The sequence below is a fragment of the Maritimimonas sp. 2205BS37-2 genome (genome assembly GCF_056591755.1).
The window spans coordinates 1,074,449-1,098,887 of the sequence record NZ_JBWQOI010000001.1; the positions used below are offsets into that span (position 1 = coordinate 1,074,449).

Below are 24,439 nucleotides of genomic sequence, written 5' to 3' on the forward strand. Positions count from 1 at the left end.
TTTTAATTAAACATAAATTTTTTGAGATTTCCATCTTCATGGAAACAAAGGCTATCAGTAAGAAAATGGGAGCATGATAAGATATCATAAACCTTTACTTTTCCTCCGAAAGCGTTGATTATTATGATACTGGCAGGTCTCCTGGCTTATTTTCTGTTACTTAACCTTCCCAACTTTTATAGAGTCAGTGGCTATCTTAAAGAATAACAGCTCAAATTAATGAGGTGCCGAAATAAATTCGGCATGAATTTACAGTTGCGGGGACAGCTCAGGCATTTCACCTGATTCCCTTTTAATCGATATAAACTAATATATCAAACCAAAATCGCGGCAAATGTAATTCAATATAATTTATAAACCATATAAGTTTATAATTTTTGTTCAACCTTTTTAAAAGAAGTATTAAACAAAAATGATACTTTTGCTAAAAAGTATTACTCTAAATGAAACTCGTAAATCTTCTTTTATTTTCAACGCTGTTCATTTTTATTTTCTCTTGTAAAAAGGAAGGAGAGGAACATAAAGAACCACAAAAAAGCACTTCAATAAAACATGCGGAAGGGTTTGATATTCAGAAATTTGAAACTTATAGTAAGCTAATCATTCTTAGGCCTTTTCCTAATGCCAAAGAAGCACATGAATTCTTTTTATTAAGCAAAGATCAAGACATTCCACAAGAATTGAATGGTAAAAAAATTGTAAGGGTTCCATTAAAGAAAACGGTAGTCACCTCTACTACGCACATCCCTATGCTAGAGTTATTAGAAGAAGAAACGAGCTTAGTAGGTTTCCCAAACCTCAACTACATCTCTTCTAAAAAAACAAATGTGCTTATAAAAGAAGATAAAATTAAAGAATTGGGCAATGAAGAAAGTATCAATACAGAAGTTTTACTAGAACTGAATCCAGAAGCCGTTATTGGTTTCTCTTTAAGCAGTAATTCTAAAATGTTTAGCAATGTAGAGAAAGCAGGAATCCCAGTTTTACTTAATGGCGACTGGTTAGAGACTACACCGCTAGGTAGAGCCGAATGGATTAAATTTTTTGGAGCTCTGTTTAATAAAGAACAAGAAGCTGATAGTATTTTCAATGCAATTGAAAGTGCATACTTAGAAGCAAGAGAAATTGCTCAAAAGGCTAAAAATAAGCCCACAATTTTCTCAGGCATTCAATTTAGTCAGGTTTGGAATGTGCCGGCTGGCGAAAGTTTTGTAGCCCAGTTTTTAAAAGATGCAAATACCAATTATATATGGGCCCATTCTAAAGGAAAAGGAAGCCTTTCTTTAAATTTTGAATCGGTATTTGAAAAAGCGCAGAATGCTGAGATATGGATTGACCCCGGCTTATTTACAAGCTATAATCAATTGGAAAAAGCAAATACACATTATGAGCAATTTAAAGCATTTAAAGAGCGTAGTATCTATACGTATAGTATGAGGAAAGGTGAAAATGGAGGAGTCATTTATTATGAGCTCGCTCCTGTTCAGCCGCATATTGTTTTAAAAGATCTTATTAAGGTGGCCCATCCGGAGTTATTACCTAACTATCAACCATATTTTTTAGAAAAACTAAACGATTAATTGCATCCTAAAAAATCATATAATTCTACCTTTCTCATACTTGGCTTTTGCTTATTGGCTAGCTGGCTGATAAATATAAGTTTAGGGTCTGTTTATATTCCTGTAAAGGAGGTTTTTAGCGGTCTAATTGGTGAAGGAACAAAAGAATCTTGGCAGTATATCATCACTAATTATCGCTTACCAAAATCACTCACAGCTATATTAGTTGGTTCTGGACTTTCCATAAGTGGTTTACTAATGCAAACCTTATTTAGAAATCCCTTGGCGGGTCCCTTTGTACTTGGTATCAGCTCTGGTGCCAGTTTAGGAGTTGCTATTCTATTGTTGGGAGTTGCTCTTTTTGGTGGTAGTATTATTGGATTTGCGTTTTCAAGTTTCGGATTAGTTATCGCTGCAAGTTTAGGTGCTTTTTTAGTGTTATCGGCCGTAATGATCGTTGCCAGAAAATTAAAAAATACGATGTCTATACTAATTATCGGATTGATGTTTGGAAGTCTTACAGCGGCAATAATTAGTGTGCTAAGCTATTTTAGTAGTGCCGAACTATTGCAACAATATATCTTTTGGGGTTTCGGTAATTTAGGAAACCTTTCACGGACAGAATTAGTGGTGTTCTTTCTTATCTTTCTCATAGCATTGTTCATGGTTATCACTATCATAAAACCATTAAATAGTCTGCTACTAGGTGAAAATTATGCGCAAAGTCTTGGTATTAATCTAAAAAAGACACGTAATATTACTTTAATTGCTACCGGTTTGTTAACCGGAGTTATAACCGCATTTTCGGGCCCCATAGCATTTGTAGGCCTAGCGGTTCCTCACTTAACAAAATTGGTATTTAAAACTTCTAATCATAAAATTTTAATTCCGGCCGTTGCCATAATTGGAGCTATAGGAATGCTTATAGCCGACACTATTGCACAATTACCCAATAGTGAATATACCTTACCCATTAATGCAATTACTTCAATTTTCGGAGCGCCTATTGTAATTTGGTTATTGGTAAGAAAACGTAAAATTCATTTTTAAATTTGAGTAAAGCAGTTACACATACCGTTTTAAAAACTGAGAACCTCTCCATAGGTTATACTGTAAAGAAAAAACAGCAGATCATAGCTGATAAAATTAATATTGACCTTAAGAAAGGAACGCTCGTTTCTCTTTTAGGAAAAAACGGTATTGGAAAATCTACATTACTAAGGACGCTCTCTAGGGTACAACCAAAATTGGCAGGTGAGGTTTATATTGAAGGTGAAGTTTTAGAACAATTATCTGCAAAAACATTATCTCAAAAAATCGGTTTGGTACTAACCGAACGAATTCCTGAAAGTAATCTAACCGTCTATGAGCTGATTGCTTTAGGACGACAGCCCTATACAAACTGGATAGGTAAGCTAGATGATGAAGATCGCAACAAGATAGCTTTAGCTATAAAAAATACCAATATAGAACAATTAATGCATCAAAAATATGATGAATTAAGTGACGGGCAATTGCAAAAAGTAATGATTGCAAGAGCATTAGCCCAAGATACAGAAGTTATCATCTTAGATGAACCTACTGCACACCTCGATATTCATCATAAGATTGAAGTTTTTAACTTACTTAAAACCTTAGTTAATAAATTCAATAAAACAGTTATTATTTCTACTCATGAAGTTCAATTAGCCTTGCAAATTTCTGATGCGCTTTGGTTGATGAATGATCATGTGTTTATTAGTGGTGATACATCACATCTTATAACTACCAATAAACTCTCTGGTCTATTTGATTCTCAATTCGTTAAATTTGATGTAAAATCGAAGCAATTTATCATAAAAGCCTAGTATTTTTTATACTTTTGGATATTTGTACCTAATTTTAAAGAGAATGAAGAACTTACCATTGTTTATTGCCACTATAGCTATAATTTCATGTGGAATTTCAACGACAAAGTCTAAAGTTGCGTCAACAACAAATAGCAAGAAAAATAGTACTAAAAAAGAAGTTGAAAGTATTGCGAATGCTGTAGTTGATTATGCAAGAACAATTACACAAGATGATCTTAAAAAATTGGTCTATAAATTGGCTTCTGATGAATTTGAAGGAAGAAAAACAGGTGAAAAAGGGCAAAAATTAGCAGCAGAATTTTTGGTGAATTATTATAAAGAACGAAACATAAAAGCAGCAAATGCTAACGGTGAATATCTGCAACCGATTCCTAGAGATTATTTTAGAGGACAATCAAAGGCAGCTTCAGAAAATGTAGTTGCGTTTATTGAAGGTACAGAAAAACCCGAAGAGTATCTAGTTATTTCTGCGCATTATGATCATGAAGGTATCAAAAGAGGTAAAATTTATAATGGCGCTGATGATGATGCCTCTGGTACTTCTGCTGTATTAGAAATCGCCGAAGCATTTAAAAAAGCCAAAGAGAATGGTCATGGACCAAAACGTTCGATTGTATTTTTAAATGTAACTGGTGAAGAAGAGGGTTTATTTGGGTCAAAATATTACACGGAGCACCCAATTTTTCCTTTAGATGCAACTGTTGCAAATTTAAATATTGATATGATTGGTCGTTTTGATAAACGGCATGCCGATAATCCTGAATTCGTTTACCTTATTGGATCAGACAAACTAAGTACTGAATTACATGAATTGTCAGAAAAAATGAATAAAAAGCATGTGAATCTCGAATTAGACTATACTTATAATGATGAAAATGATCCGAATAGATTTTATTATAGATCAGATCATTATAATTTTGCGAAAAATAATATTCCTATCATTTTTTACTTCAACGGAGTTCATAAAGATTACCACAAACCAACGGATACAGCTGATAAAATACGCTATGATCTTTTACAGAAAAGAACCCAATTGATCTTTTATACTGCCTGGGAAATAGCCAATAGAGAAAATAGACTAGTAGTAGACAAAAAGTAATTGTACGCCATTGTTGACATAGAAACTACCGGTGGTAAGTACAATGAAGAAGGTATTACCGAAATTGCAATTCATAAATTTGATGGTCATCAGGTGACGGATAGCTTTATAAGTCTTGTAAATCCAGAACGTAAAATCCAGCCTTTTGTAGTTAATCTTACAGGTATCGATAGTACCATGCTTAGAAATGCTCCCAAATTTTATGAGGTAGCAAAGCGTATTGTTGAAATTACAAATGACTGTATCGTTGTAGCTCACAATGCTAATTTTGATTACCGCATTTTAAGGACTGAGTTTAGACGATTAGGGTTTGATTACGAAAGACAAACACTATGTACCGTAGAATTAAGTAAGAAATTAATCCCAAACCTTGAGTCTTATAGTTTAGGGAAGTTATGCCGTTCATTAGGAATTCCTGTTTCAGATAGGCATAGAGCGAATGGCGATGCAATCGCTACCACTAAGCTATTTCAATTATTACTAGATAAAGATTTACAAAAAGATATTCTAAAAAAATCGGTACGTGATGTTCCAAAAAATCAGCTCGACTCTAAATTATTAAATATCATTGAAGAGCTGCCTACTACAACGGGTATATATTATATGCATAAGGCTGATGGTGAAATAATTTATATTGGTAAAAGCAAGAATATTAAAAAAAGAATCAATCAACATTTTACAAGTGCCACACATAAATCGAAAAAAATTCAAACACTCGTATCGGCTGTCACCTATGAATCAACGGGTAGTGAATTGGTAGCTCTTCTAAAAGAAAGTGAAGAAATTAAAAAGAATAAACCCATCTTTAATCGGGCACAACGTAGAACTATTTTCACTCAAGGATTATATAGTTTTACTGATATAAATGGTTATATCAATCTAAAGATTGATAAAGTAAATGGAAGAAAAAATGCCATTACTACCTTCTCAAATAAACAAAGTGGTAAAAGCTTTTTATTTAGGGCTATCGAAAATTACAGTCTCTGCCAAAAGCTTACCGGCCTATATCCTACACATACCAATTGTTTTAATTATACAATAGATCAATGTAACGGAGCTTGTATTAACGAAGAATCAATTGAAGATTATAACAATCGCGTTCAAAAACTAGTAGACTACAATAGCTTTGAAAACAAAAGTATGATTATTATTGATAGAGGAAGAGCCTATGAAGAACGTAGTGCCATACTTATTGAGAACGGTATTTTTAAAGGCATTGGCTATTTTAACCTCAATTTTCAGATTAATAATATTGAAATTATTCGATCATTAATTACTCCAATGCAAGACAATAGAGATGTGCAGCATATTATAAAAAGTTATTTAAGAAAAAACCGAAAACTAAAAATCATCCAATATTAAGCTAAATGAAAAAGTCGCTAATCATGATAGTATTGATTACTATGCAGGTAGTCAATGCTCAAAGAAATAAGGAACCCTATATTTTTGGAGACATCAGCGAGAAAGAATATGCTATAACCATTTATGAAAAAGATTCAACAGCAAATGCTGTATTTTTATATGAAAGAGGTAAAACCGTATTTGATGTAACAACAAATAGAATTATCATCAAAACAAAATATTATGCCAAGGTTAAGATCTTCAATAAAGAAGGAATCGATCATGCCACTATTAAAGTGCCTATTTATAGGAATAGTAAGCGTGGAGAAAAAGTTATAGATGTAAGAGGTGTTACCCATAATGGTATTGTAAGAACAGATCTGTTAAAAAAGCATATTTATACTGAAGAACTAAATGAGCATTGGTCTGAAGTTAAATTTACCATGCCAAATATTAAAGACAATAGTATTATTGAATACGAGTATACTATAACCTCACCTTTCTTGTTCAATTTTAATGGATGGGAATTCCAATCTGATATCCCAAAAATATATAGTGAATTTCATGCATTAATTCCGGGTAATTATAGCTATAATAGGAGGCTTGTTGGTTTTTATAAACTACTTAAGAATGAATCTGACATTAAAAGAAGCTGCTTTTCAATTCCTGGTAGTGTTAGAGAAGCAGATTGTGAGAAGCTTACCTATGCCATGAAAGATATTCCTGCATTCATAGAAGAAGATTATTTAACATCAAAAGACAATTACCTCTCTGCAATTAAATTTGAGTTATCAGAATTTAAGGGTTTTGATGGTACAAATCATAAATACACTAAAACTTGGAAACATGTAGATAAAGAATTTAGAACCGAAAAGAGTATTGGTAAACAGCTTCGAAAAATAGATTATATAAAGAAAAAATTACCTCTTGATTTAATTTCAGGTGAACAAACCATTGAAAACGCTCAAAAAATATACAACTATATAAAGCATCATTTCACCTGGAATGATGAATATAGTTTGTTTTCTGGGGTAAATGTAAAGGAGGCTTTTGATAAGAAAACAGGTAACTCAACCGAGATCAATATAGCCCTAATCAATGCCCTTAAAGCTGCTGGATATGATACTGAGCTTATGCTTATTTCTACAAGACAACATGGGTTACCCACGAAAGTGCATCCGGTAATGTCTGATTTTAACTACGCCATTGCCAAATTAAATTTGACAGATAAAAGCTATTTATTAGATGCAACCGAAAAACGAATGCCATTTGGCATGTTACCTTTTAGAGCTTTAAATGGTTATGGTAGGGTTATGAATTTTAAAAAGGGTAGCTATTGGCACAGCATTATACCAACCCATAGAACTCTTACCAGAACTTCATTAAATCTAAAACTAAATAAAGGTGGTAATATTACTGGTATATTAAATACGGCAAATGATGGCTATAGAGGATTGTCTAAGCGAAGAAAATATTATACTGCCGGCGAAGATGAATATTTAGATCAAATAGAAAATAAAAATATAGACTTATCTGTTCTCTCGTATAAAAATCATAATTCTGAAAACTTAAATAAAGCCTTTTCTGAAGTTTTTGAGGTTGAAATAGCCGGTAACCTAAAAAATAGAACCTTTATTATTAGTCCGTTTATTCTAAATAAACTGAATGAAAATCCTTTTAAATTAAATGAACGCCACTATCCTGTTGATTTTGGTTATGGTTATACAGATACGTTTACCTTACAATTGGAAATCCCTGAGGGCTATCAGGTAAAATCATTGCCAGAAAATAGAGCATTCAAACTTCCAAATGACGCCGGTGTTTACCTTTTTAGGGTAACAACAAATGGGCAAAAGATTTCATTGCTTTCAAGAGTAAAGCTTAATAAATCGTATTTTTCATCACAAGAATATCCTTATTTAAAGGAATTTTTTAATCAAATTATCAAAACTCACAAGAGTTTAATAACTTTAGAAAAAATTAATTCTACAAATTGACAAAAAACAGAAAGCAGAATTGGCGTTCTAAACTTCACGAAATTATCTATGAAGCAGATACTCCTGCTGGAAAGCTATTCGATATAGTTTTACTAGTGGCTATTATTGCCAGTATTGTATTTGTAATGCTAGAAACTGTAGAAGAATTTGATCTGAAGTACCATACATTTCTAGATATTTCTGAATGGGTAATTACCATTCTATTCACTATAGAATATATTGCTCGAATTGTTTCTGTAAAAAAACCACAACATTATATTTTTAGCTTTTACGGTATTATTGATCTCTTATCAACGATACCTAAATATTTATCATTTTTCTTAGTAGGTTCACAATCACTTGCTGCTTTAAGAGCATTACGACTCTTAAGGATATTTAGAATTTTAAAGTTGGCAAGATACATAGGTGAGTCAAATCGTTTATTGGTAGCCTTGAGAAATAGCAGGGCAAAGATATCGGTGTTTTTATTTTTTGTAGTTATACTTTGTATCATACTAGGTACTATAATGTATTTAATAGAAGGTGGTGAAGAAGGTGGTTTTACCAGTATTCCTCGAAGTGTTTATTGGGCAATTGTAACATTAACCACGGTGGGATATGGCGATATCGCTCCCGTAACCGCATTGGGGCAATTCATAGCTGCTTTTATTATGATTTTGGGTTATGGTATCATTGCAATTCCAACTGGCATTGTAACTGCGGAATACGCTCGTAATAGGGAGGTGCATACCAACACACAAAGCTGCCCCAGTTGTACTGCTGAAAATCATCGTGATTCTGCCGAATTTTGCTATAAATGTGGTCATATTCTAAATGAATAATAAATATCTTATTACAATTATTGGTCCTACGGCAATTGGCAAAACGGCCTTAAGCATTCATGTTGCCAAGCACTTTTCAACAGAAATTATTTCATGTGATTCTCGCCAGTTTTATAAAGAAATGACTATAGGTACCGCAGTACCGAGCACTGAAGAATTAATGCAAGTACCGCATCATTTTATTCAAGATCGCTCCATATTTGAAGATTATAGTGTTGGACAGTTTGAAAAAAATGCTCTTAAGACACTTAATACGCTTTTTTTAAAACATAATGTAGTGGTAATGGTTGGTGGTAGCGGACTCTATGTAGATGCGGTTATAAAAGGGCTTGATCATTTTCCAGAGGTAGCTGCCAACATTCGAAAAGATTTAAAAGAAGTATTGAAGCATAAAGGAATTGAATCCCTTCAAGAACAATTAAAAGCACTTGATTTTGAGACCTATCAAAAAATTGACCTTGATAATCATCAGCGTGTAATTCGTGCATTAGAAATTTGTCTTGGTACGGGTAAACCATATGCTTCCTTTTTAACCGATAAGCAGTCCAAAAGAAATTTTACTTCTATTAAAATAGGACTCACCGCAGAGCGCGAAATTGTTTACAATCGTATCAATATGCGTGTTGATCTTATGATACAAGAAGGACTGCAGGAAGAAGCAAAAGTGCTTTATCCGTACAAAAAATTAAACGCCTTGCAGACAGTTGGTTACAAGGAGTTATTTAATTATTTTGATGATCAATGGACCTTGGACTTTGCCATCTCAGAAATTAAAAAAAATACACGTAGGTTTGCCAAACGACAAGGCACTTGGTTTAGAAAAGACAACGAGATCAAATGGTTTGATTATCAAGATAAAATCAACACTATAATAGCATTTATTAACTCGAAAATTGGTTAAAAAAGATTTGAGATTTGAGGCTAAAAGATTTTTTTATTATACAGTTCTGGATGCTTCCCTTCAATCGTTACGTAAAAATCCTCAATTACTTGCATGTCAGCTTCAAAATTTCCTGATAGCTTATGTACATTGCCTACACCAGCAATCTTATTTTTATAATCTAGAAAGCCAAAAGAAACAGGTACTTCAGCATTCTTGGCAATGTGATAAAATCCAGTTTTCCACTTCTCTACTCTTCTTCGTGTTCCTTCAGCAGGAACCATTAAAATTAATTTGTCAGATGTATTAAAAAGCTCTACTGAATAATCAACAAGATTATTATTTTTACTTCTGTCTACACCAATAGCGCCCAACCATTTAAAGAAAAAGCCAAAAAAGCTCTTGGTATAACTATTTTTAATTAAAAATTTAGCATCTATTCCTTCAAGCCAATAAACGGCCAAGGCATAAACTATATCCCAGTTAGATGTGTGAGGTGCAGCGAGCATCACTGATTTATCGACTTTAAATTGATCTTTGTAATCAGCTTTCCAACCTGAAATAAAAAGGACAAATTTTGCTATTAGTTTTTTCATACCCGTTTATTCATTAAAAAACTCGTCTTTAAACCCTATTAAATACAATTTTTCTTGCGCTCTCGTAACAGCAGTATACAACCATCTAAGGTAAGAAATATCGGGCCCATTTGGTAAATAAGGTTGTTCAATAAAAACCGTTTTCCACTGGCCTCCTTGTGATTTATGACAAGTCATTGCATATGAAAATTTAACCTGTAAAGCATTAAAATATTTATTCTTTTTTACTGATAACAAGCGCTTATAAGATGATTTTTCATGTTCAAAATCCTTTTTTACTTCCTCATACAATCTATTCGAATCTTCATACGATAACGAAGGAGTTTCAGAAGTTAAAGTATCTAATAACAATACGGTTTCAAAAGGTCTTTGATTCGGGTAATCGATCATTCTCAATTTCACTTCCGCAAAACGAAAACCATATAATTCTTTCTGCGCTCGTATTTCTAAGATCTCACAAATGTCTCCATTAGCAATAAAACCTGCTTCAGAGCTATCTTTTAACCAAAAATAGTTGTTCTTAACAACCATTACATAATCACCGGTTGCTATTTCATTTTCTTGTCCGCGTATCTTACTGCGTATTTGTTGATTGTACTGATTTGCTCTTTTATTTGAACGTACAATAAATGCTGTTTCTTCAACGCCAATATCGCTATCATAGGCGCTGTGAATAGCATCTTGAATATCATAACCATCGGTTAAGCGAATAATATCTGGTTGATTTATGCTAAACTTAAAATTTTCAAAACCTCCATCATCAAGATTCACCCTTAATGCTGTTGCATTGCTTAAAATACCAGAATTTTCATGTTGACGCATTACCTCATCTAGCTCTAGTTCTTTTACATCTTTGTTATAATTGAGTTCTAAAACACGGGCATCTAATGCCGGACTAAGTTCTAATTTAACCGGAGGTAATTGCGCGGTATCACCAATTAATACCAATTTGCAGTTTTTACCCGAGTACACATAAAATAAAAGATCATCTAATAAAGAGCCATTTTCGAATAGTCGTGCATCTGCCGCTCTATCTGGTATCATAGAAGCTTCATCTACAATAAAAATAGTATTGGTATGTTTGTTATTTTGAAGAACAAATGAAACACTGCCATTATTCTTCTTACGCGGATGGTATATCTTTTTATGTATGGTGAATGCCTGCCTGTTTGCATAACCACCAATTACTTTTGCAGCTCTTCCTGTAGGTGCCAACAATACAGATTTTTTACCTGCTTGCCATAAGCAATTCACTACGGTACTGATGGTAGTAGTTTTACCTGTACCTGCATATCCTTTTAGTAAAAACAGTTGTTTTACATTATCATTAAAGATAAAATCAGACAATTGTAGTAATAGTTCATTTTGAGTAGCTGTGGGGGTAAAAGGAAACTTATTTGTTAAAAGTTTATAAAATGTATTAGAATCTTTAATCATTAAGCTATCAAAATAAAAAGCCAAAGGTACAAATTGATTTAGCCATAAAAATTTTTACCAATGAAAAATTTTTGTAGATTTGCCTATAACCTAAAAAATTTACTTCTAAAATGTTAACAGTTTTAATTATTATAGTAGCCATATTAGTAGCTGCTGGTTTAGCGTATTTTATCGTGAATAAAACCAATAAAGGTACTAGAGTTATCATATCTGTTTTGTTATGGTTACTAATTGTTTTTCTAGGCTATAAGATCTACAATGGCATTATGGCTCCAATTGAATTTAATAAAGAGAAAAAGGCTCGTTATGCTAAGGTGATTGATCGTTTAAAGATCATTAGAGATGCTCAGGTAGATCATAAGTCGGTAACTGGCGATTATGCAAAGAAATTTGATCAATTAATTGCATTTATTGACACTGCACAATTTGCTGTAACTGAAACGAAAAACGTTATTAAAACTGTAAATAAAGGTACCACGTACAGCCCAATTATGATTGAGGTTGAAGAACGTCAAGTAGATACAATAGGTTTTAAACCCGTAAAAGAGTCTTATAAAGAACGAGACTATAAAAATATGGCTAAAGTACCAGAAGCAAGCATCAACTTTTCTTTGGAAACTGGTTATGTAGAAAAGGTTCAAGGTATCAAATCACCTGTTTTTCAAGCTAAAGTTGATAAAGGTGTGATATTAGATGGACTTGATATTAATCTGATTAAGCAAGAAAAAGAAGCATTTGGTGGTCCAGAAGTAAGCGGTGAGTTTATTTCTGTAGGATCATTAGATGACGTAAAAGTAAATGGTAACTGGCCACCATTTTATGATTCAGGAGAAAAGAAAGATTCAGAAGAATAATTTAGATCTTAGTGATCTAAGTAATATCCATTTATCCATCCAATTTAGTTTGGATGGATTTTCTTTTTGTGTTTTAAATAAAGACACCAAAGAATTTGTGGCTTTAAGCGATTATGTTTTTAAAGAAAAGACATCTCACACACCACAAAGCTTACTTACCAATATCGCCGATGTTTTTGACGCAAATAAACTATTAAAAAATCGATTTAATACCGTTTGTATTAGTCATATTAATGATCTCTCCTCATTGGTACCTAAACCACTTTTTGATGAAAATAAGTTAGGTAGTTATGTTGAATTTAATAACAAAACACTCAAACATGATTTTTTCGCTTATGATGAATTAAAAAATCATGAAATGGTAAATGTTTATGTGCCTTATGTAAACGTTAACAACTTTTTTATTGACCAATTTGGAGGTTTTGAATACAAGCACTTCTCCTCTATTTTGGTAGAAAACTTATATGATGTCTATAAATACAGTTTAGCACCGCAAATGTTTGCTAACGTATGTCATTCTCATTTTGAGTTGGTTGTTATTTCTGATAAAAAACTTCAATTATATAATACCTTTAAATATACAAGCAAAGAAGATTTTATTTACTACATACTCTTTACAGCTGAGCAGCTAAAAATGAACCCTGAAAAATTTGAACTTAAATTATTAGGTCGCGTTGAAAAAGATAATGAGCTTTATGACATCGCATATAAATATGTGAGAAATGTAAGTTTATTAGAAAACCGCTCTAAGTATATTTATGACGATCACTTTACAGAAGAAGTAAAAAGAAACTATTTCACCCTTTTTCACCAATTTTAATGCGAATCGTATCGGGTTTATATAAAGGTAGAAGGTTTAACGCGCCCAGAAATTTACCTACCAGGCCTACCACAGATATGGCCAAAGAGGCCTTATTTAACATCTTGAATAATAGCTATTATTTTGACAATCTTTCTGTTATTGATCTCTTTGCTGGTATTGGGAGTATAAGTTTAGAATTTGCTTCACGCGGAGCCCGGTATGTAGTTAGTGTAGATCATCATAAAGGATGTGTTCGCTTTATAGATGCTGTAGCTAAACAGTTAGGAGCAAGTACTATAACTACTTTGAGAAGTGATGCTTTTAAATATCTTGAAAAAGCTACTATTAAAGCAGATATCATTTTTGCTGACCCGCCTTACGGATTTTCGAAAGAGCAATTTGCGACAATTCCTTCTTTAATTTTTGAACGTCAATTGCTAAAAGAAGATGGTACATTGATCGTTGAGCATTCTAAGCATACAGATCTTTCAGACCTCGATCATTTTACTTATGAGAAAAAATATGGTGGTAGTGCTTTTAGCTTCTTTGAATATAAAGCACCAACTGAATAAAATCACGCTATTCGTTAATTATCATCGAGATTAATAGCTACACTGCTATTGGTCATCGCTGGTGGTGTAACAGTGATTTCAGAACCAATAATAAAGCTTTTTGTATAAACTAATAAGTTATAATCTCCTGCAGTTAAGTTCGTCTTATCAATACTCCCTTTTTTACCTTTATTGCGTAGTGTAAGTACTACTTCACCCGTTTTTATATCTACGAGCTGATATTTATAAAAATCTTCAACAGACTCTATGGTCATAGATGGTTTGCGAGAATCATCAATAACGGTAAAAACTACAGCACCATCATGACCTGTACTTACATATTTAAATAACTTAGGTTTTTCCGTTGATTGCGCATATAAAGACAAGGTTATTAAACCAAAAATAAGGGCGAGAAGTATCTTTTTCAAAGCAGACTTTTAAGGGGTAATTAATTCATTTACTAAAATAGCAAAATAAGCTATAAAAACTAAAGAAATTCTGAAGAAATTTAACATTCTGGCTTTTTTACTAAAATTTGTTAAAAATACTGACAACTTATTAATTAATAGTAACTTAGTAACTTATATCTAAACTAACTTAATATATGAAAAGACTAATTGTACTTGTCTTTGCATTTTCATGTTTGGTAGCTTGTAAAAAAGAGCAAAAAATTGATGAGAACGCAGAGATCGTTAAAAACCTTAAATCGTATACCATTGAGCAAATGATGGATAACGAAGTTGTAGCCGGTGGTAGTTTTTCTCCCGACAAATCAAATCTTTTAGTAACCAGCAATCGTTCGGGTATTTACAATATGTATACTGTTCCTACAGATGGTGGTGATTTTACTCCATTAACGCAATCAGATAGCGCATCTGTATTTGGTATATCTTATTTCCCAAATGATGATCGTATTCTTTTTAGAATGGATGGTAATGGTGACGAAATTTTCCATTTGTATGCAAGAGATACAACAGGTTCTGTTACTGAATTAACACCCGATAAAGGTGCCAGAGCTTCCTTCTATGGATGGGCACATGATGGTAATAGTTTCTTCTATGGTTACACAAAAAGAAATCCGCGTTTTACCGATGTATACGAAATGGATATAGCCACGATGACACCAAAAATGATCTATCAAAATGACAATGCTTATAGCTTTGGCGGTATTTCTCGCGATAAAAAATATATGGCGCTAAGTAAGGCAATTACTACAAATGATGGCGACTTATTCGTTTATAATTTTGATGACAAATCGTTAACGAAAGTAAATGAAAATCAATCTGCAAATTCTGCTTCAGATTTTACGCCAGACAGTAAGTCTTTGCTCTATACAACAGATGATGGTAATGAATTTGCTTACTTAAAAAAGTACAATCTTGAAGATAAGACTTATGAAAAAGTACTCGAGAAAGATTGGGATATCTGGAGTAGTTTCTTTACACATGACGGAAAATATCAAATTACCTATGTTAATGCCGATGCAAAGACCGAAATTGATGTTGTTGACGTTGCAACCGGCAAAAGCGTAGATTTTCCAAAATTTGATGCCGGTGATGTAAGTAGTGTAAGCTTTTCAAGAGATGGTACTAAGGCCAGATTTTATGTAAGAGGCTCTAATACGCCTTCAAACTTGTATTCTTATGACGTAGCCACTAAAGAACATAAAAAGCTCTCTGACGTTTTAAATGGTGATATTAATCCTGTTGATATGGTAACGGCTAAGGTGGTTCGTTATAAGTCTTTTGATGGCCTAGAAATACCAGCCATCTACTATTTACCACATCAAGCTTCAGTAGAAAATAAAGTACCGGCATTGGTTTGGGTACATGGTGGACCTGGAGGCCAATCAAGACAAAATTTCTCCTCATTAATTCAGTATTTAGTAAATCATGGTTATGCTATTTTAGCAGTAAATAATAGAGGTAGTAGCGGTTATGGTAAAACCTTTTTCCAAATGGATGACTTAAATCATGGAGAAAAAGACTTACAAGACTGTGTTGAAGGCAAAAACTGGCTAGCAGATCAACCAGAAATAAATGCCGACAGAATAGGAATTATAGGTGGATCTTATGGTGGTTATATGACGATGGCTGCCTTAACATTTAAACCAGAAGAATTTGATGTTGGCGTTAATATTTTTGGTGTTACCAATTGGATTAGAACTATTAGAAGTATTCCACCTTGGTGGGAGTCTTTTAAAGATGCCTTGTATAAAGAAATGGGCGATCCATATTCTGCAGATTCTGTGAGATTACATAAGATTTCGCCTTTATTCCATGCTGAGAATGTTACCAAGCCTCTAATGGTATTACAGGGCGCTAAAGATCCGCGTGTACTCCAAGTTGAATCTGATGAAATTGTAGCCGAAGTACGTAAAAATAATGTACCAGTAGATTATGTATTATTTGAAGATGAAGGGCACGGCTTTGTTAAGAAAGAAAATCAAATAGAAGCTTATGGTAAGATATTAGGCTTCTTAGATAAACATTTGGGTGGTGACGAACCTGTAAAAGAATAAAACTACTAATTAGTTAGTTGTAAATCTGAGCAAAGCGAAAAATTCATAGAATTCTCGCTTTGCTCAGATTTTTTTATTCTAACCAATCTTTAAAATCGCGTACACGTTCACGAGCAACGATTACATCTTGGTCTTTATAGCTATTCAGTTTTATTTGTAAGCGTGAATTCGTGTATGAAACCATATCTTTAATAGCATTTACATTTACAAAGAACTTTCTACTTACTCTAAAAAAAGTTTTTGGGTCTAGTTCATTTTCAAGTTGTTCAAGCGTAAGATCTAATAAATAATCCCTGCTTTCATCGGTATGTGCATAAGTACCTTTATTTTCGCTATAAAAACACTCAATGGTATCTATAGGTATCATTTTTAAGTGCTGGCCTACTTTTACCGTAAAACGTTTTTTATACTCACGTTCTATAGGATTTGTAAGTAGCTTTTTAATATCTTCAAAATTTACTTGTACGTTTTGAGATTTGGGTGCCATATTTTGATATTTAGCCACGGCACGTTCTAAATCTTCTTCGTCTATAGGTTTTAGCAGGTAATCAATACTATTCAACTTAAAAGCCTGTAAAGCATATTCATCGTAAGCGGTTGTAAATATGATAGAACTACTAATCTCTACCTCGTCAAAAATCTCAAAAGATAGGCCATCAGATAGCTGAATATCTAAAAAAATTAGATCGGGGTGTTCATTATTATGAAACCAATTAATTGATTCTTCAACAGAGTGTAGCATGGTACTAACCGCTACCCCAACCTTTTCAAGTAGTCTAGATAATCTTCTAGCTGCTGGTTTTTCGTCTTCTATAATGATTACATTCATTCTCTTAAATTCAATTTTTTAGCTTGTTTATTAATAATTATCCTTCCAACGTAGATGGTTACTAAGGTGGCCAATGCCACTACCCACCAAAATTGTTGCTTATTTGTAATAAAACGTGTACCAATTTCTGCCCAAAGTGCTGCGTACAAGCCCACAACAGACCAGCTCATATAATAATAATGCTTTATAAACCAGTTCTCACTACGTTTTAATGTTGGTACTACACCCGCTACCACAGTTAATAAGCTTATAATTGCAAAAAAGTGAAATATGCTAAATCCACCAAAATTTACAATAAAAAAAGCGCTTAGGTTTAGCAACAGCATACATACTGTATAGGTATAGCCCATTTTTTTATGCAATACGGTTCCTTTTTTATTCAGTAGTACTATTGTTCCAAAAATCAAGGCGAGCACCGCGGTTAATGTATGAAATAAACCAATGTTGCTATGTATAATAGTATCTAACACAGCGAGTATTATTCATATCTATTTCTATATTCATTTTGCTCTTCTTCAATATATTTTTTGATCTTTCGCTTTTCCCAATCTTTACCAAAAAAGATATCTTTACCAAGTACGCCCCAGGCATGAAATAAGATTCCTATTCCCCAAAACAACCAAACAGCAAAGGTTCCAAAGTCAAAAAATGCTTGGCTAAATGTTTCTCCATCTTGCAGGTTATGTACAATTTTAACGGTTGATATAAATAAGTTTACCAAAAGATAAATGGCTAAATGCACATAAAATCCTTTTAATTCATCAACCTGTTTCTTCGCTCTTAAATAATTATCGCTTTTTGTTCGCTCTTCAAAATCCATATCTAAATTATTTTTATTCGTAACGGTTATTCATTTGTTCATTTTCTTCATCAAGATATTCTTTGAGTTTTCGTTCTTCCCATCCTTTAAAAATTGATCCTTTAAAGACAAATACAACTAAACCATGAATAAACAATCCAAATCCCCATAGCGCCCAGCTTAAATAAATATCAATATGCCTTAATGCGGCAGAAAAAGTTTTTATATCCACTACATCATGAAAGAGAATCATTTTTGCGATTGTTATTGATGTATTCACTAATAAAAATACGAGTAAGTGTGTATAAAATCCTCTAATTTGTTTAACACGCTTCTTTGCTTTTAAATAATTATCGTTTTGTATTTTATCTAATTCATTCATAATTTAAAATCTATTCCCATTGACCGTTTGAGGCTCTTTCTTCGCCTTCTTCAGCCATGTATTCTTGTATCTTTTTTTCTTCCCAGTTTCTTAAAAAATTAAATCCGTTGGTAAATACATAAACTCCATGTATTATTAACGCCAATGCCCAAATGGTTGGTGTTAACCAGACGTTTACATCTACCCAGTTAAGAAAGCCTTTATCTGGATCTGAAACATTTGCTAAGACAAAATCTTCAAGATTCCCCAATAAGAGCCACCATACTAAACTAAAGGCAATAAAAATGGCTAAATGTGTATAAAATCCTTTAATTTCTTTTACTCGTTTTTGAGCTCTATAATAGGCGCTTGCTTTATCTTTATCCATCTCTCAAGAATTTACTCCCAACGATTTTTTGTTAGGTCTCTATTTTCTTCTTCCATAAACTCTTTGATCTTACGCTCTTCCCAGTCTTTACTTAAAAATGGGTTTAATCTAAATACTTTAATGGCATGGAATATTAAACCAATTCCCCATCCAAATGCCGCCCATAAAAACCACATATAATGCCATCCGTTGGTATAATAATTAAGCCAGGCTAAAAAGCCAATTACAATAATATACCATGCCAAACTTGAATAAAACTTCTTCATTTCTTCAACACGTTCTTTGGCTCTTATGTATTTATTTTCTTTATCAAAATTTTCCATCTTTTTTGGTTTTTTAGGCATTTACATTTTATACTGCAATATTGCCTTGGTTAGTTGTATAGTTGTTTATGTTGATCTGCATCTTCATCCATAAATTCTTGGATCTTACGTTCTTCCCATTTATCACTAAAAATGGTATGCCTCACAAAAATTGAAAACCAATGTATGCCCACAGCAAAACCCCAAGCGATCGCCGGAAAAATAACCCACGGATACTCAGTTGTTAAATAATTAACTACTGCTAAAATGGGTATAACCAATAGGTATACAAATAAATGCCAGTAGAATCCTTTAAGTTGATCTAAGCGCCTTTTTGCCTTTAGGTATTTTTCTTCTTTAGTAGATGTTTCTTGTGTGTCCATTCGCTATCAATTAACGGTATTGTTTTCTTTCGTTTTCTTCTTCTCCCATTAGTTCTTCTATCTTACGTTGTTCCCAGTTTTTCCCTAAGAATGGTGTTCTTCCGGTAGCATCTAAGTAGTGTGCCACAACTCCAAATCCCCAACCCAATGCTGGAAATACCACCCAAGGGAAATCTGTTGTTAAATAATTTACGAGCGCCAAAATGGGTATAACAATAAGGTAAGATATTAGGTTTGAGTAAAACTCCTTTACCTTTTTTACACGCTCTTTCGCACGCATATATCGTTTGTCTTCAATATAGTTTTCTTGCACTTCTGTCATTACAGAAATCTGTTTTGTTAATAAGGGTACCGCCACAGAAAAGTACTTCGTAGTTTGCTCAATCTTCATTTCTCTTTTGGTTAGTAATCCGTATCGCTGTACAATATTTGCCAAACCAACACCACTGCTCTTTTTTACCACTTGTTTTGGCTGTAGATTATTTTCTACAATAAGATTATTTTCTTTTTCATATATCTTAATATGCAATGGTTTTTGAGAGGTTACCATATTATGCTTTACCGCATTTTCTAATAACAATTGTAATGATAAGGGCACTACTTTTGCTTCTGGGTTATTAACTTTTTCTGGAATCTCAAAAATAATACTGTCTTCAAAACGCATTTTTAAGAGTGACATATAGGTTCTGGCAAATTTTAGCTCATCTTCAACGGTTACCAATTCCTTATTTTTCTGTTCAAGTACATATCTGTAAACTTTTGACAACGAAGTTGTAAATCGCTGTGCGTTGTCAGGATCTTCATCTATTAAACTCGTTAATACGTTTAAGCTATTGAATAAAAAATGCGGGTCTAATTGATTCTTTAAGGCATCAAATTTTGCACTTGCCGTACCGGCTATTACCTTTTGTATTTTAGTTTCTTTACCTACGGCAGCTTTCCAATTACGCATGAAATCGCGGGCATGCATAAAGGTGGCTACGGCTAATGATATTACCACATAAAAAATGTGTATCCAAAAGAAGTTTCCTTGAAAGAATTGATCGGGATCGGCTCCTTGAATATATACAAACAGCACATAGTTTATCAATAATACAACCGGTATAACATACACTACTGTGGTAATAATCCCGGCAGTAACACGCTGATTTGTTTGCTTAACCCAATCCCATTTAGAATTGAGAAACCTGTTAATAATACCTAAACCAAAGCCAATACCAAAACAATATAAAGCAGAGATACCAAAAGAGCTCAATACACCTTCAACTGTAAATTGACGTGACAAAAAAATGAATAGAATAGCTAATATTACCGTTACTTTTAGGCATATTATAAAGCCATTTCTTAAATTATTTATTGAAAATAGTCCTTTGGTTTCCACAGATATCGGTTTAATAGTTGATCGTGATTGTTTTGTCTGCTTTAAGTTCAAATTTAGCATCTTTATACTTAGGCGGGCCCATATAGGCTTTTGCATTATTGCTAGTGCCCGTTGGTTCTTTAGGTATTCCTAAAAAATTGGTATCCATTTTTCCATTATCATTTTTATCGTAAAAAGATGATACTGCATATGTACCTTGTTTTATGCCTTCTATGATTGCGGTTCCATTTCCATTTTTTAATTGGATAATGATTCCTTTAATCGGCTTCTTTAAAAACGCATCGGCACTATCATACAAGGCAATGAATACCTTTTTACCTACCTTCTCTTCTACTCCTTTGATATTAATGGTAAGCGTATGATTTTGTTCTTGTGCGTTTCCCGCTAAGGGTGTTATTAAAACTAGTATTAGAATTAAAAGTCTCATTGTTTCAAATTTTATGGCCATTTTTAAGCACCGGCTCTTGCTAATCTCTTTGTTTTATATTTATTTTTAAAGATTCTCACTTAGTTCCGATAGATATCAGAACTCCTTAAAATGCCAATTAAAATCTAATCTTTAAATCTACAGATTTATTTTCAACTATAAATTTAGCATCCTCAAATAATGGTGGCCCCATACGCATTACATTGTTAGAAGTACCAAATTCTTCATTTGGTATTCCATTAGTTTCAAAATCCATTTTACCATTTGCGTTTTTATCATGGTAGCAAACAATGGCATATTCACCTTTAGGTACATTTTTAAATGTCACTGTTGCTTTACCATCTTTAATTACCGCAACGTCATTCATAATTGGTTTATTTAGAAATCCGTCTTTAGTATAAAGGGCAAATTTCACATCACCATCAGCGCTTAATACATTCTCTACTGTAGCAGTAATAGTAATGGGGGCAGTCGATTCTTTTTTATCTTTTCCGCACGACTTAATAACACGTAATGTCCATTCTTTACCCCAGTTCGGATAAAATTTTCCTTCGGGTTCAAAGGCATCATATAATGCAATTGATTCTTGTAAACGTTTACAGTACGGTGTAAGGTCTTGTCCGAAGAAACGAGCACCTCCCATTTCAAATTCTGCTAGGCCACTATGTGCACGCGGATTTGAAGCATCTAACGCAATTGCTTTTTTATACAATTCGGTCGTTGGTGCAGATAAGGTTGGGCCGTAAGTCATTGGGTCTGATGCTACTTTAGCAACATTAATTAATGCTTTTACCACTAGTATTTCTGAATTATCTGGTGAGATCATAGCTGCCGTTGCAATATGTTCTTCGGCAGCTGAAATTTGCTTGGCACGTTTATCTTTATCTTTCATGCCAAAAGACATGCGTGTTTGCAATAAAGCTAAGTGATAGCTAGGTAGCCAGTTATCGGTTTCGGCACTGGCAATGCGCTCTAAAAGGTTGGCTGATTCTTCAAGTTTTTGCTCTTGTTGTAAGACAAAAGCTTGCTCCATGCCTTTTTCAAATTTGGTTTGAGCCTCCGTAAGATAGCTCAGTAGAATTAATAATAAGGTAGTTACGATTCGTATCATGATTTAAATGGTTTAAAATGATGCCTCAAAAGTCTTGAGAAGGCATTGATTTTAAAACTCTTTACGACCGAACTGTTATTTTTTGGGGATGAATTGTAACGTAGATTAAAAACAAGAAGTATTTATGTAAAAAACACCTCTTCGAGGTGTTTCATTTTTAGTCTAACCAAGACCAGGTATTGCCGCAGGTACCACATTTATGACTACCATTATGGCCGGCGTTTAAATGGCATTCGCCATTGCATGAATCTCTCGGACAATATCTGCTACAGCTTGTGGCGGTAATGCGATGATTTTCGGTAGAGATATTGATAATTTTTTCTTTTTCTAATGTAAGACACATATTTACAAGGTTTAATTATTATGTAAGCTGTAAATCGTGTATATAGCTAATCTATATACATAAGAGGTCAACATCAAATTTAAGAATGAGCTTCACAAAATTCAACAGGAAAAACACCTTAAATGCTTAGGAAAAACCCTTAATCGCCAAATTGTTGTTTTTAGTAAGTTAATTTCGTTTTGACTGCTTGTCCATTATTTTAAGCACTTCTTTACTGAATGAAAGACTATCTTTAGAGCCTCTTTCTTTCATTTTTTGTTCAATAAATTCTTTTCTTTTTTTACTTAAATCTTTCAGCTTTATCATATTCGATTCTCTTGTGGATACTAATTCTTCAATTATCATTTCTTTTTCATCTAAAGATTTCCCCTTCAATATCGTCGGTAATTCTTCTTCTTCGATTTCTTCTAGCTTAATTTTCCCACTTTTATAATCTTTAGCGATCTCTTTAGAACCCATCCATGATTTTTCTCCAAGTCTACTAATCTTATAAGATGCTCTGGCACTGTTGGCGGTAGAAGTCCCTTTATCATACACTTCTAAAGCCTTTAACTTGCTTACATTTTTAATTTCTTGTTCTTCTTGGTTTCCGTAATACAATCGAGAGTCATCTATTTCTTTAGATACTTTATTTATTTCTTCGTCATAAGGGGTTGCTACCACATAGTCGGTTGCATCTTGATCTAACCTTAGAAATTCTCCGTTAGTACAGCTTGCCATTTTCTTAAAATGTTCAACGGCTTCTATACAAGCATTCCCTAATTTAATGGTATTTATTGTAATATCTTTTTGTGCAGCTTCTTCACAACTTGTGGTATAAAGTACGTCGTTTTGGTAATCCATGTGTGGAGGGCAGTCTCCAACAACAAAAATGCTACGATAAGTTCTTGCAGTTCTAGACCAATTCATATCGTTCACAGCTTCATTTAAAGCTTGATTCACACTTTCAGGAGCATCTCCTCCTCCACCAGCCTGTATTTCTAAAAGATCGGTATAGACAGCATCAATATCTGTGGTCAGTGCTATTTTTTTTGTAATAAACAGATCTCCTCTATCTCTATAAAAGATCATTCCTAATTTTAATGTATCAATAGCGCTATTCTGTGCCATTTCTGAAACGATATCCCATATCTTTTCTTTAGCAGTTCCAATGAGTCCGCTCATACTACCTGTTGCATCAAGACAAAAAACAATTTCTGCATTTTTACTAGCAGTTGGCTTAATAGAATTGGTACGAATAACAACACCCTTTGGGTTATTGACCGCAATTTCTTGAGTTTCTTTTTTAGGATTTTCACAATTGATTAGTAACGTTGTAAAAGCAAATATTAGGAATAATCTATACATGGTTTTTTCTTTAAAACTATAAATGAACCAAGTATTGTAAAAGTCAATTCGAGTAATCGTGCCTTTTCATTGAGTGAACACACCTAAATCAATTAGAAAAATGATATCTTAGGCGATACCTAATAATTATTATAAACAATGCCGAAGAGCAAATCCAACTTTTGGTTAGATCTTTTAGAACAATTGGTGGATGTCTTTTTTAAGAGTAGTGGTACTAAAAAAAGAACCTGGCATCAGCATGTAGTACCTTATGAAGATGGTTGGGCCGTACGCCGCGAAGGCAATAAACGCATTACCTCAAAGCATCGTAAACAAACTACGGCTATTAATAAAGCCAAAACTATTGCTAGAAAATATAAGGCTGATGTGATCATCCATCGAAAAGAAGGAGGTATACGCGATCGGGTGAGTTATGATTAATCTCTTTTGAAAAAAATGGGGAAAACACCCTGTCAAAAAT

General features: G+C 33.3%; 28 protein-coding genes and 1 riboswitch. Of the genes, 13 read left to right on the forward strand and 15 right to left on the reverse strand.

Annotation, left to right across the window (positions count from 1 at the left end; genetic code table 11):
* Positions 1 to 114 precede the first annotated feature (114 nt).
* A riboswitch (cobalamin riboswitch) is annotated at positions 115 to 339 on the reverse strand.
* Positions 340 to 443: 104 nt separating this feature from the next.
* The 8 genes from AC1EUU_RS05120 to miaA are packed head-to-tail and all read left to right on the forward strand — an operon-like array spanning position 444 to position 9,568.
* On the forward strand, positions 444 to 1,580 hold the full coding sequence (locus AC1EUU_RS05120) for an ABC transporter substrate-binding protein (RefSeq protein WP_480200304.1): 1,137 nt from the start codon (positions 444 to 446) through the stop codon (positions 1,578 to 1,580).
* Between the two features lie 54 nt (positions 1,581 to 1,634).
* A complete protein-coding gene (locus AC1EUU_RS05125; RefSeq protein ID WP_480200305.1) occupies positions 1,635 to 2,609 on the forward strand; it encodes a FecCD family ABC transporter permease in 975 nt (324 codons plus the stop codon).
* A gap of 2 nt (positions 2,610 to 2,611) precedes the next feature.
* Positions 2,612 to 3,406 (forward strand): ABC transporter ATP-binding protein, encoded by a 795-nt coding sequence (locus AC1EUU_RS05130; RefSeq protein WP_480200306.1) that lies wholly within the window; start codon positions 2,612 to 2,614, stop codon positions 3,404 to 3,406.
* A 43-nt stretch (positions 3,407 to 3,449) separates the two neighbouring features.
* Positions 3,450 to 4,508: a M28 family metallopeptidase gene (locus AC1EUU_RS05135; protein ID WP_480200307.1), complete on the forward strand. Its 1,059-nt coding sequence runs from the start codon at positions 3,450 to 3,452 to the stop codon at positions 4,506 to 4,508.
* Positions 4,509 to 5,870, forward strand: coding sequence for an exonuclease domain-containing protein (locus AC1EUU_RS05140; protein ID WP_480200308.1), 1,362 nt, complete (start codon positions 4,509 to 4,511; stop codon positions 5,868 to 5,870).
* A 5-nt stretch (positions 5,871 to 5,875) separates the two neighbouring features.
* Positions 5,876 to 7,846, forward strand: coding sequence for a transglutaminase family protein (locus AC1EUU_RS05145; protein WP_480200309.1), 1,971 nt, complete (start codon positions 5,876 to 5,878; stop codon positions 7,844 to 7,846).
* Complete coding sequence (locus AC1EUU_RS05150; protein ID WP_480200310.1) at positions 7,843 to 8,667, forward strand: ion transporter; 825 nt, start codon at positions 7,843 to 7,845, stop codon at positions 8,665 to 8,667. The genes AC1EUU_RS05145 and AC1EUU_RS05150 overlap by 4 nt, the downstream gene beginning before the upstream one ends.
* Positions 8,660 to 9,568, forward strand: a complete 909-nt coding sequence (gene miaA, locus AC1EUU_RS05155; protein WP_480200311.1) for a tRNA (adenosine(37)-N6)-dimethylallyltransferase MiaA — start codon at positions 8,660 to 8,662, stop codon at positions 9,566 to 9,568. Before AC1EUU_RS05150 ends, miaA begins: the two co-directional genes overlap by 8 nt.
* A gap of 20 nt (positions 9,569 to 9,588) precedes the next feature.
* Here miaA and AC1EUU_RS05160 read toward each other — a convergent pair whose 3' ends face one another.
* A complete protein-coding gene (locus tag AC1EUU_RS05160) occupies positions 9,589 to 10,143 on the reverse strand; it encodes a 1-acyl-sn-glycerol-3-phosphate acyltransferase (RefSeq protein WP_480200312.1) in 555 nt (184 codons plus the stop codon).
* Positions 10,144 to 10,149: 6 nt separating this feature from the next.
* On the reverse strand, positions 10,150 to 11,580 hold the full coding sequence (locus tag AC1EUU_RS05165; RefSeq protein WP_480200764.1) for an ATP-dependent DNA helicase: 1,431 nt from the start codon (positions 11,578 to 11,580) through the stop codon (positions 10,150 to 10,152).
* 110 nt (positions 11,581 to 11,690) lie between these two features.
* Here AC1EUU_RS05165 and AC1EUU_RS05170 point away from each other — a divergent pair, with 110 nt between their 5' ends.
* Genes AC1EUU_RS05170 through rsmD form a run of 3 tightly spaced genes read left to right on the forward strand, consistent with a single transcriptional unit; the run spans position 11,691 to position 13,808 of the window.
* Positions 11,691 to 12,434: a hypothetical protein gene (locus tag AC1EUU_RS05170; protein WP_480200313.1), complete on the forward strand. Its 744-nt coding sequence runs from the start codon at positions 11,691 to 11,693 to the stop codon at positions 12,432 to 12,434.
* Complete coding sequence (locus AC1EUU_RS05175; RefSeq protein ID WP_480200314.1) at positions 12,400 to 13,254, forward strand: DUF3822 family protein; 855 nt, start codon at positions 12,400 to 12,402, stop codon at positions 13,252 to 13,254. Before AC1EUU_RS05170 ends, AC1EUU_RS05175 begins: the two co-directional genes overlap by 35 nt.
* Positions 13,254 to 13,808, forward strand: a complete 555-nt coding sequence (gene rsmD / locus AC1EUU_RS05180; protein WP_480200315.1) for a 16S rRNA (guanine(966)-N(2))-methyltransferase RsmD — start codon at positions 13,254 to 13,256, stop codon at positions 13,806 to 13,808. Before AC1EUU_RS05175 ends, rsmD begins: the two co-directional genes overlap by 1 nt.
* A gap of 14 nt (positions 13,809 to 13,822) precedes the next feature.
* Here the strand turns inward: rsmD and AC1EUU_RS05185 are convergent, their stop codons facing one another.
* Positions 13,823 to 14,215, reverse strand: a complete 393-nt coding sequence (locus AC1EUU_RS05185) for a hypothetical protein (RefSeq protein WP_480200316.1) — start codon at positions 14,213 to 14,215, stop codon at positions 13,823 to 13,825.
* 176 nt (positions 14,216 to 14,391) lie between these two features.
* On the opposite strand from AC1EUU_RS05185, the gene AC1EUU_RS05190 reads away from it, so the two are divergent.
* Positions 14,392 to 16,308: an alpha/beta hydrolase family protein gene (locus AC1EUU_RS05190; RefSeq protein ID WP_480200317.1), complete on the forward strand. Its 1,917-nt coding sequence runs from the start codon at positions 14,392 to 14,394 to the stop codon at positions 16,306 to 16,308.
* 73 nt (positions 16,309 to 16,381) lie between these two features.
* On the opposite strand, the gene AC1EUU_RS05195 is transcribed toward AC1EUU_RS05190, so the two are convergent.
* The 12 genes from AC1EUU_RS05195 to AC1EUU_RS05250 all read right to left on the reverse strand — a co-directional run bounded on the left by AC1EUU_RS05195 (position 16,382) and on the right by AC1EUU_RS05250 (position 23,979).
* Entirely contained in the window at positions 16,382 to 17,137 is a 756-nt protein-coding gene (locus AC1EUU_RS05195; RefSeq protein WP_480200318.1) for a LytR/AlgR family response regulator transcription factor, read from the reverse strand.
* Positions 17,134 to 17,607 carry a DUF2306 domain-containing protein gene (locus AC1EUU_RS05200; protein WP_480200319.1) on the reverse strand — a complete coding sequence of 158 codons (474 nt, stop codon included), beginning with the start codon at positions 17,605 to 17,607 and terminating at the stop codon, positions 17,134 to 17,136. Before AC1EUU_RS05200 ends, AC1EUU_RS05195 begins: the two co-directional genes overlap by 4 nt.
* 8 nt (positions 17,608 to 17,615) lie before the next feature.
* Entirely contained in the window at positions 17,616 to 17,957 is a 342-nt protein-coding gene (locus AC1EUU_RS05205) for a 2TM domain-containing protein (RefSeq protein ID WP_480200320.1), read from the reverse strand.
* Between the two features lie 13 nt (positions 17,958 to 17,970).
* Positions 17,971 to 18,318 carry a 2TM domain-containing protein gene (locus AC1EUU_RS05210; protein WP_480200321.1) on the reverse strand — a complete coding sequence of 116 codons (348 nt, stop codon included), beginning with the start codon at positions 18,316 to 18,318 and terminating at the stop codon, positions 17,971 to 17,973.
* Positions 18,319 to 18,328: 10 nt separating this feature from the next.
* Complete coding sequence (locus tag AC1EUU_RS05215; RefSeq protein ID WP_480200322.1) at positions 18,329 to 18,685, reverse strand: 2TM domain-containing protein; 357 nt, start codon at positions 18,683 to 18,685, stop codon at positions 18,329 to 18,331.
* A gap of 11 nt (positions 18,686 to 18,696) precedes the next feature.
* Entirely contained in the window at positions 18,697 to 19,008 is a 312-nt protein-coding gene (locus AC1EUU_RS05220) for a 2TM domain-containing protein (RefSeq protein WP_480200323.1), read from the reverse strand.
* A 50-nt stretch (positions 19,009 to 19,058) separates the two neighbouring features.
* The gene (locus AC1EUU_RS05225; RefSeq protein WP_480200324.1) at positions 19,059 to 19,370 is read right to left on the reverse strand and encodes a 2TM domain-containing protein; all 312 of its coding nucleotides are present in this window, start codon (positions 19,368 to 19,370) and stop codon (positions 19,059 to 19,061) included.
* A 10-nt stretch (positions 19,371 to 19,380) separates the two neighbouring features.
* Positions 19,381 to 20,751 carry a 2TM domain-containing protein gene (locus AC1EUU_RS05230; protein ID WP_480200325.1) on the reverse strand — a complete coding sequence of 457 codons (1,371 nt, stop codon included), beginning with the start codon at positions 20,749 to 20,751 and terminating at the stop codon, positions 19,381 to 19,383.
* A 10-nt stretch (positions 20,752 to 20,761) separates the two neighbouring features.
* Positions 20,762 to 21,178 carry a DUF2141 domain-containing protein gene (locus AC1EUU_RS05235; protein WP_480200326.1) on the reverse strand — a complete coding sequence of 139 codons (417 nt, stop codon included), beginning with the start codon at positions 21,176 to 21,178 and terminating at the stop codon, positions 20,762 to 20,764.
* A gap of 118 nt (positions 21,179 to 21,296) precedes the next feature.
* Positions 21,297 to 22,289, reverse strand: a complete 993-nt coding sequence (locus AC1EUU_RS05240) for a DUF2141 domain-containing protein (protein ID WP_480200327.1) — start codon at positions 22,287 to 22,289, stop codon at positions 21,297 to 21,299.
* A gap of 157 nt (positions 22,290 to 22,446) precedes the next feature.
* Complete coding sequence (locus tag AC1EUU_RS05245) at positions 22,447 to 22,632, reverse strand: hypothetical protein (protein WP_480200328.1); 186 nt, start codon at positions 22,630 to 22,632, stop codon at positions 22,447 to 22,449.
* A 168-nt stretch (positions 22,633 to 22,800) separates the two neighbouring features.
* Complete coding sequence (locus AC1EUU_RS05250) at positions 22,801 to 23,979, reverse strand: vWA domain-containing protein (protein ID WP_480200329.1); 1,179 nt, start codon at positions 23,977 to 23,979, stop codon at positions 22,801 to 22,803.
* Between the two features lie 138 nt (positions 23,980 to 24,117).
* On the opposite strand from AC1EUU_RS05250, the gene AC1EUU_RS05255 reads away from it, so the two are divergent.
* The gene (locus tag AC1EUU_RS05255; RefSeq protein WP_480200330.1) at positions 24,118 to 24,399 is read left to right on the forward strand and encodes a DUF2188 domain-containing protein; all 282 of its coding nucleotides are present in this window, start codon (positions 24,118 to 24,120) and stop codon (positions 24,397 to 24,399) included.
* Positions 24,400 to 24,439 lie beyond the last annotated feature (40 nt).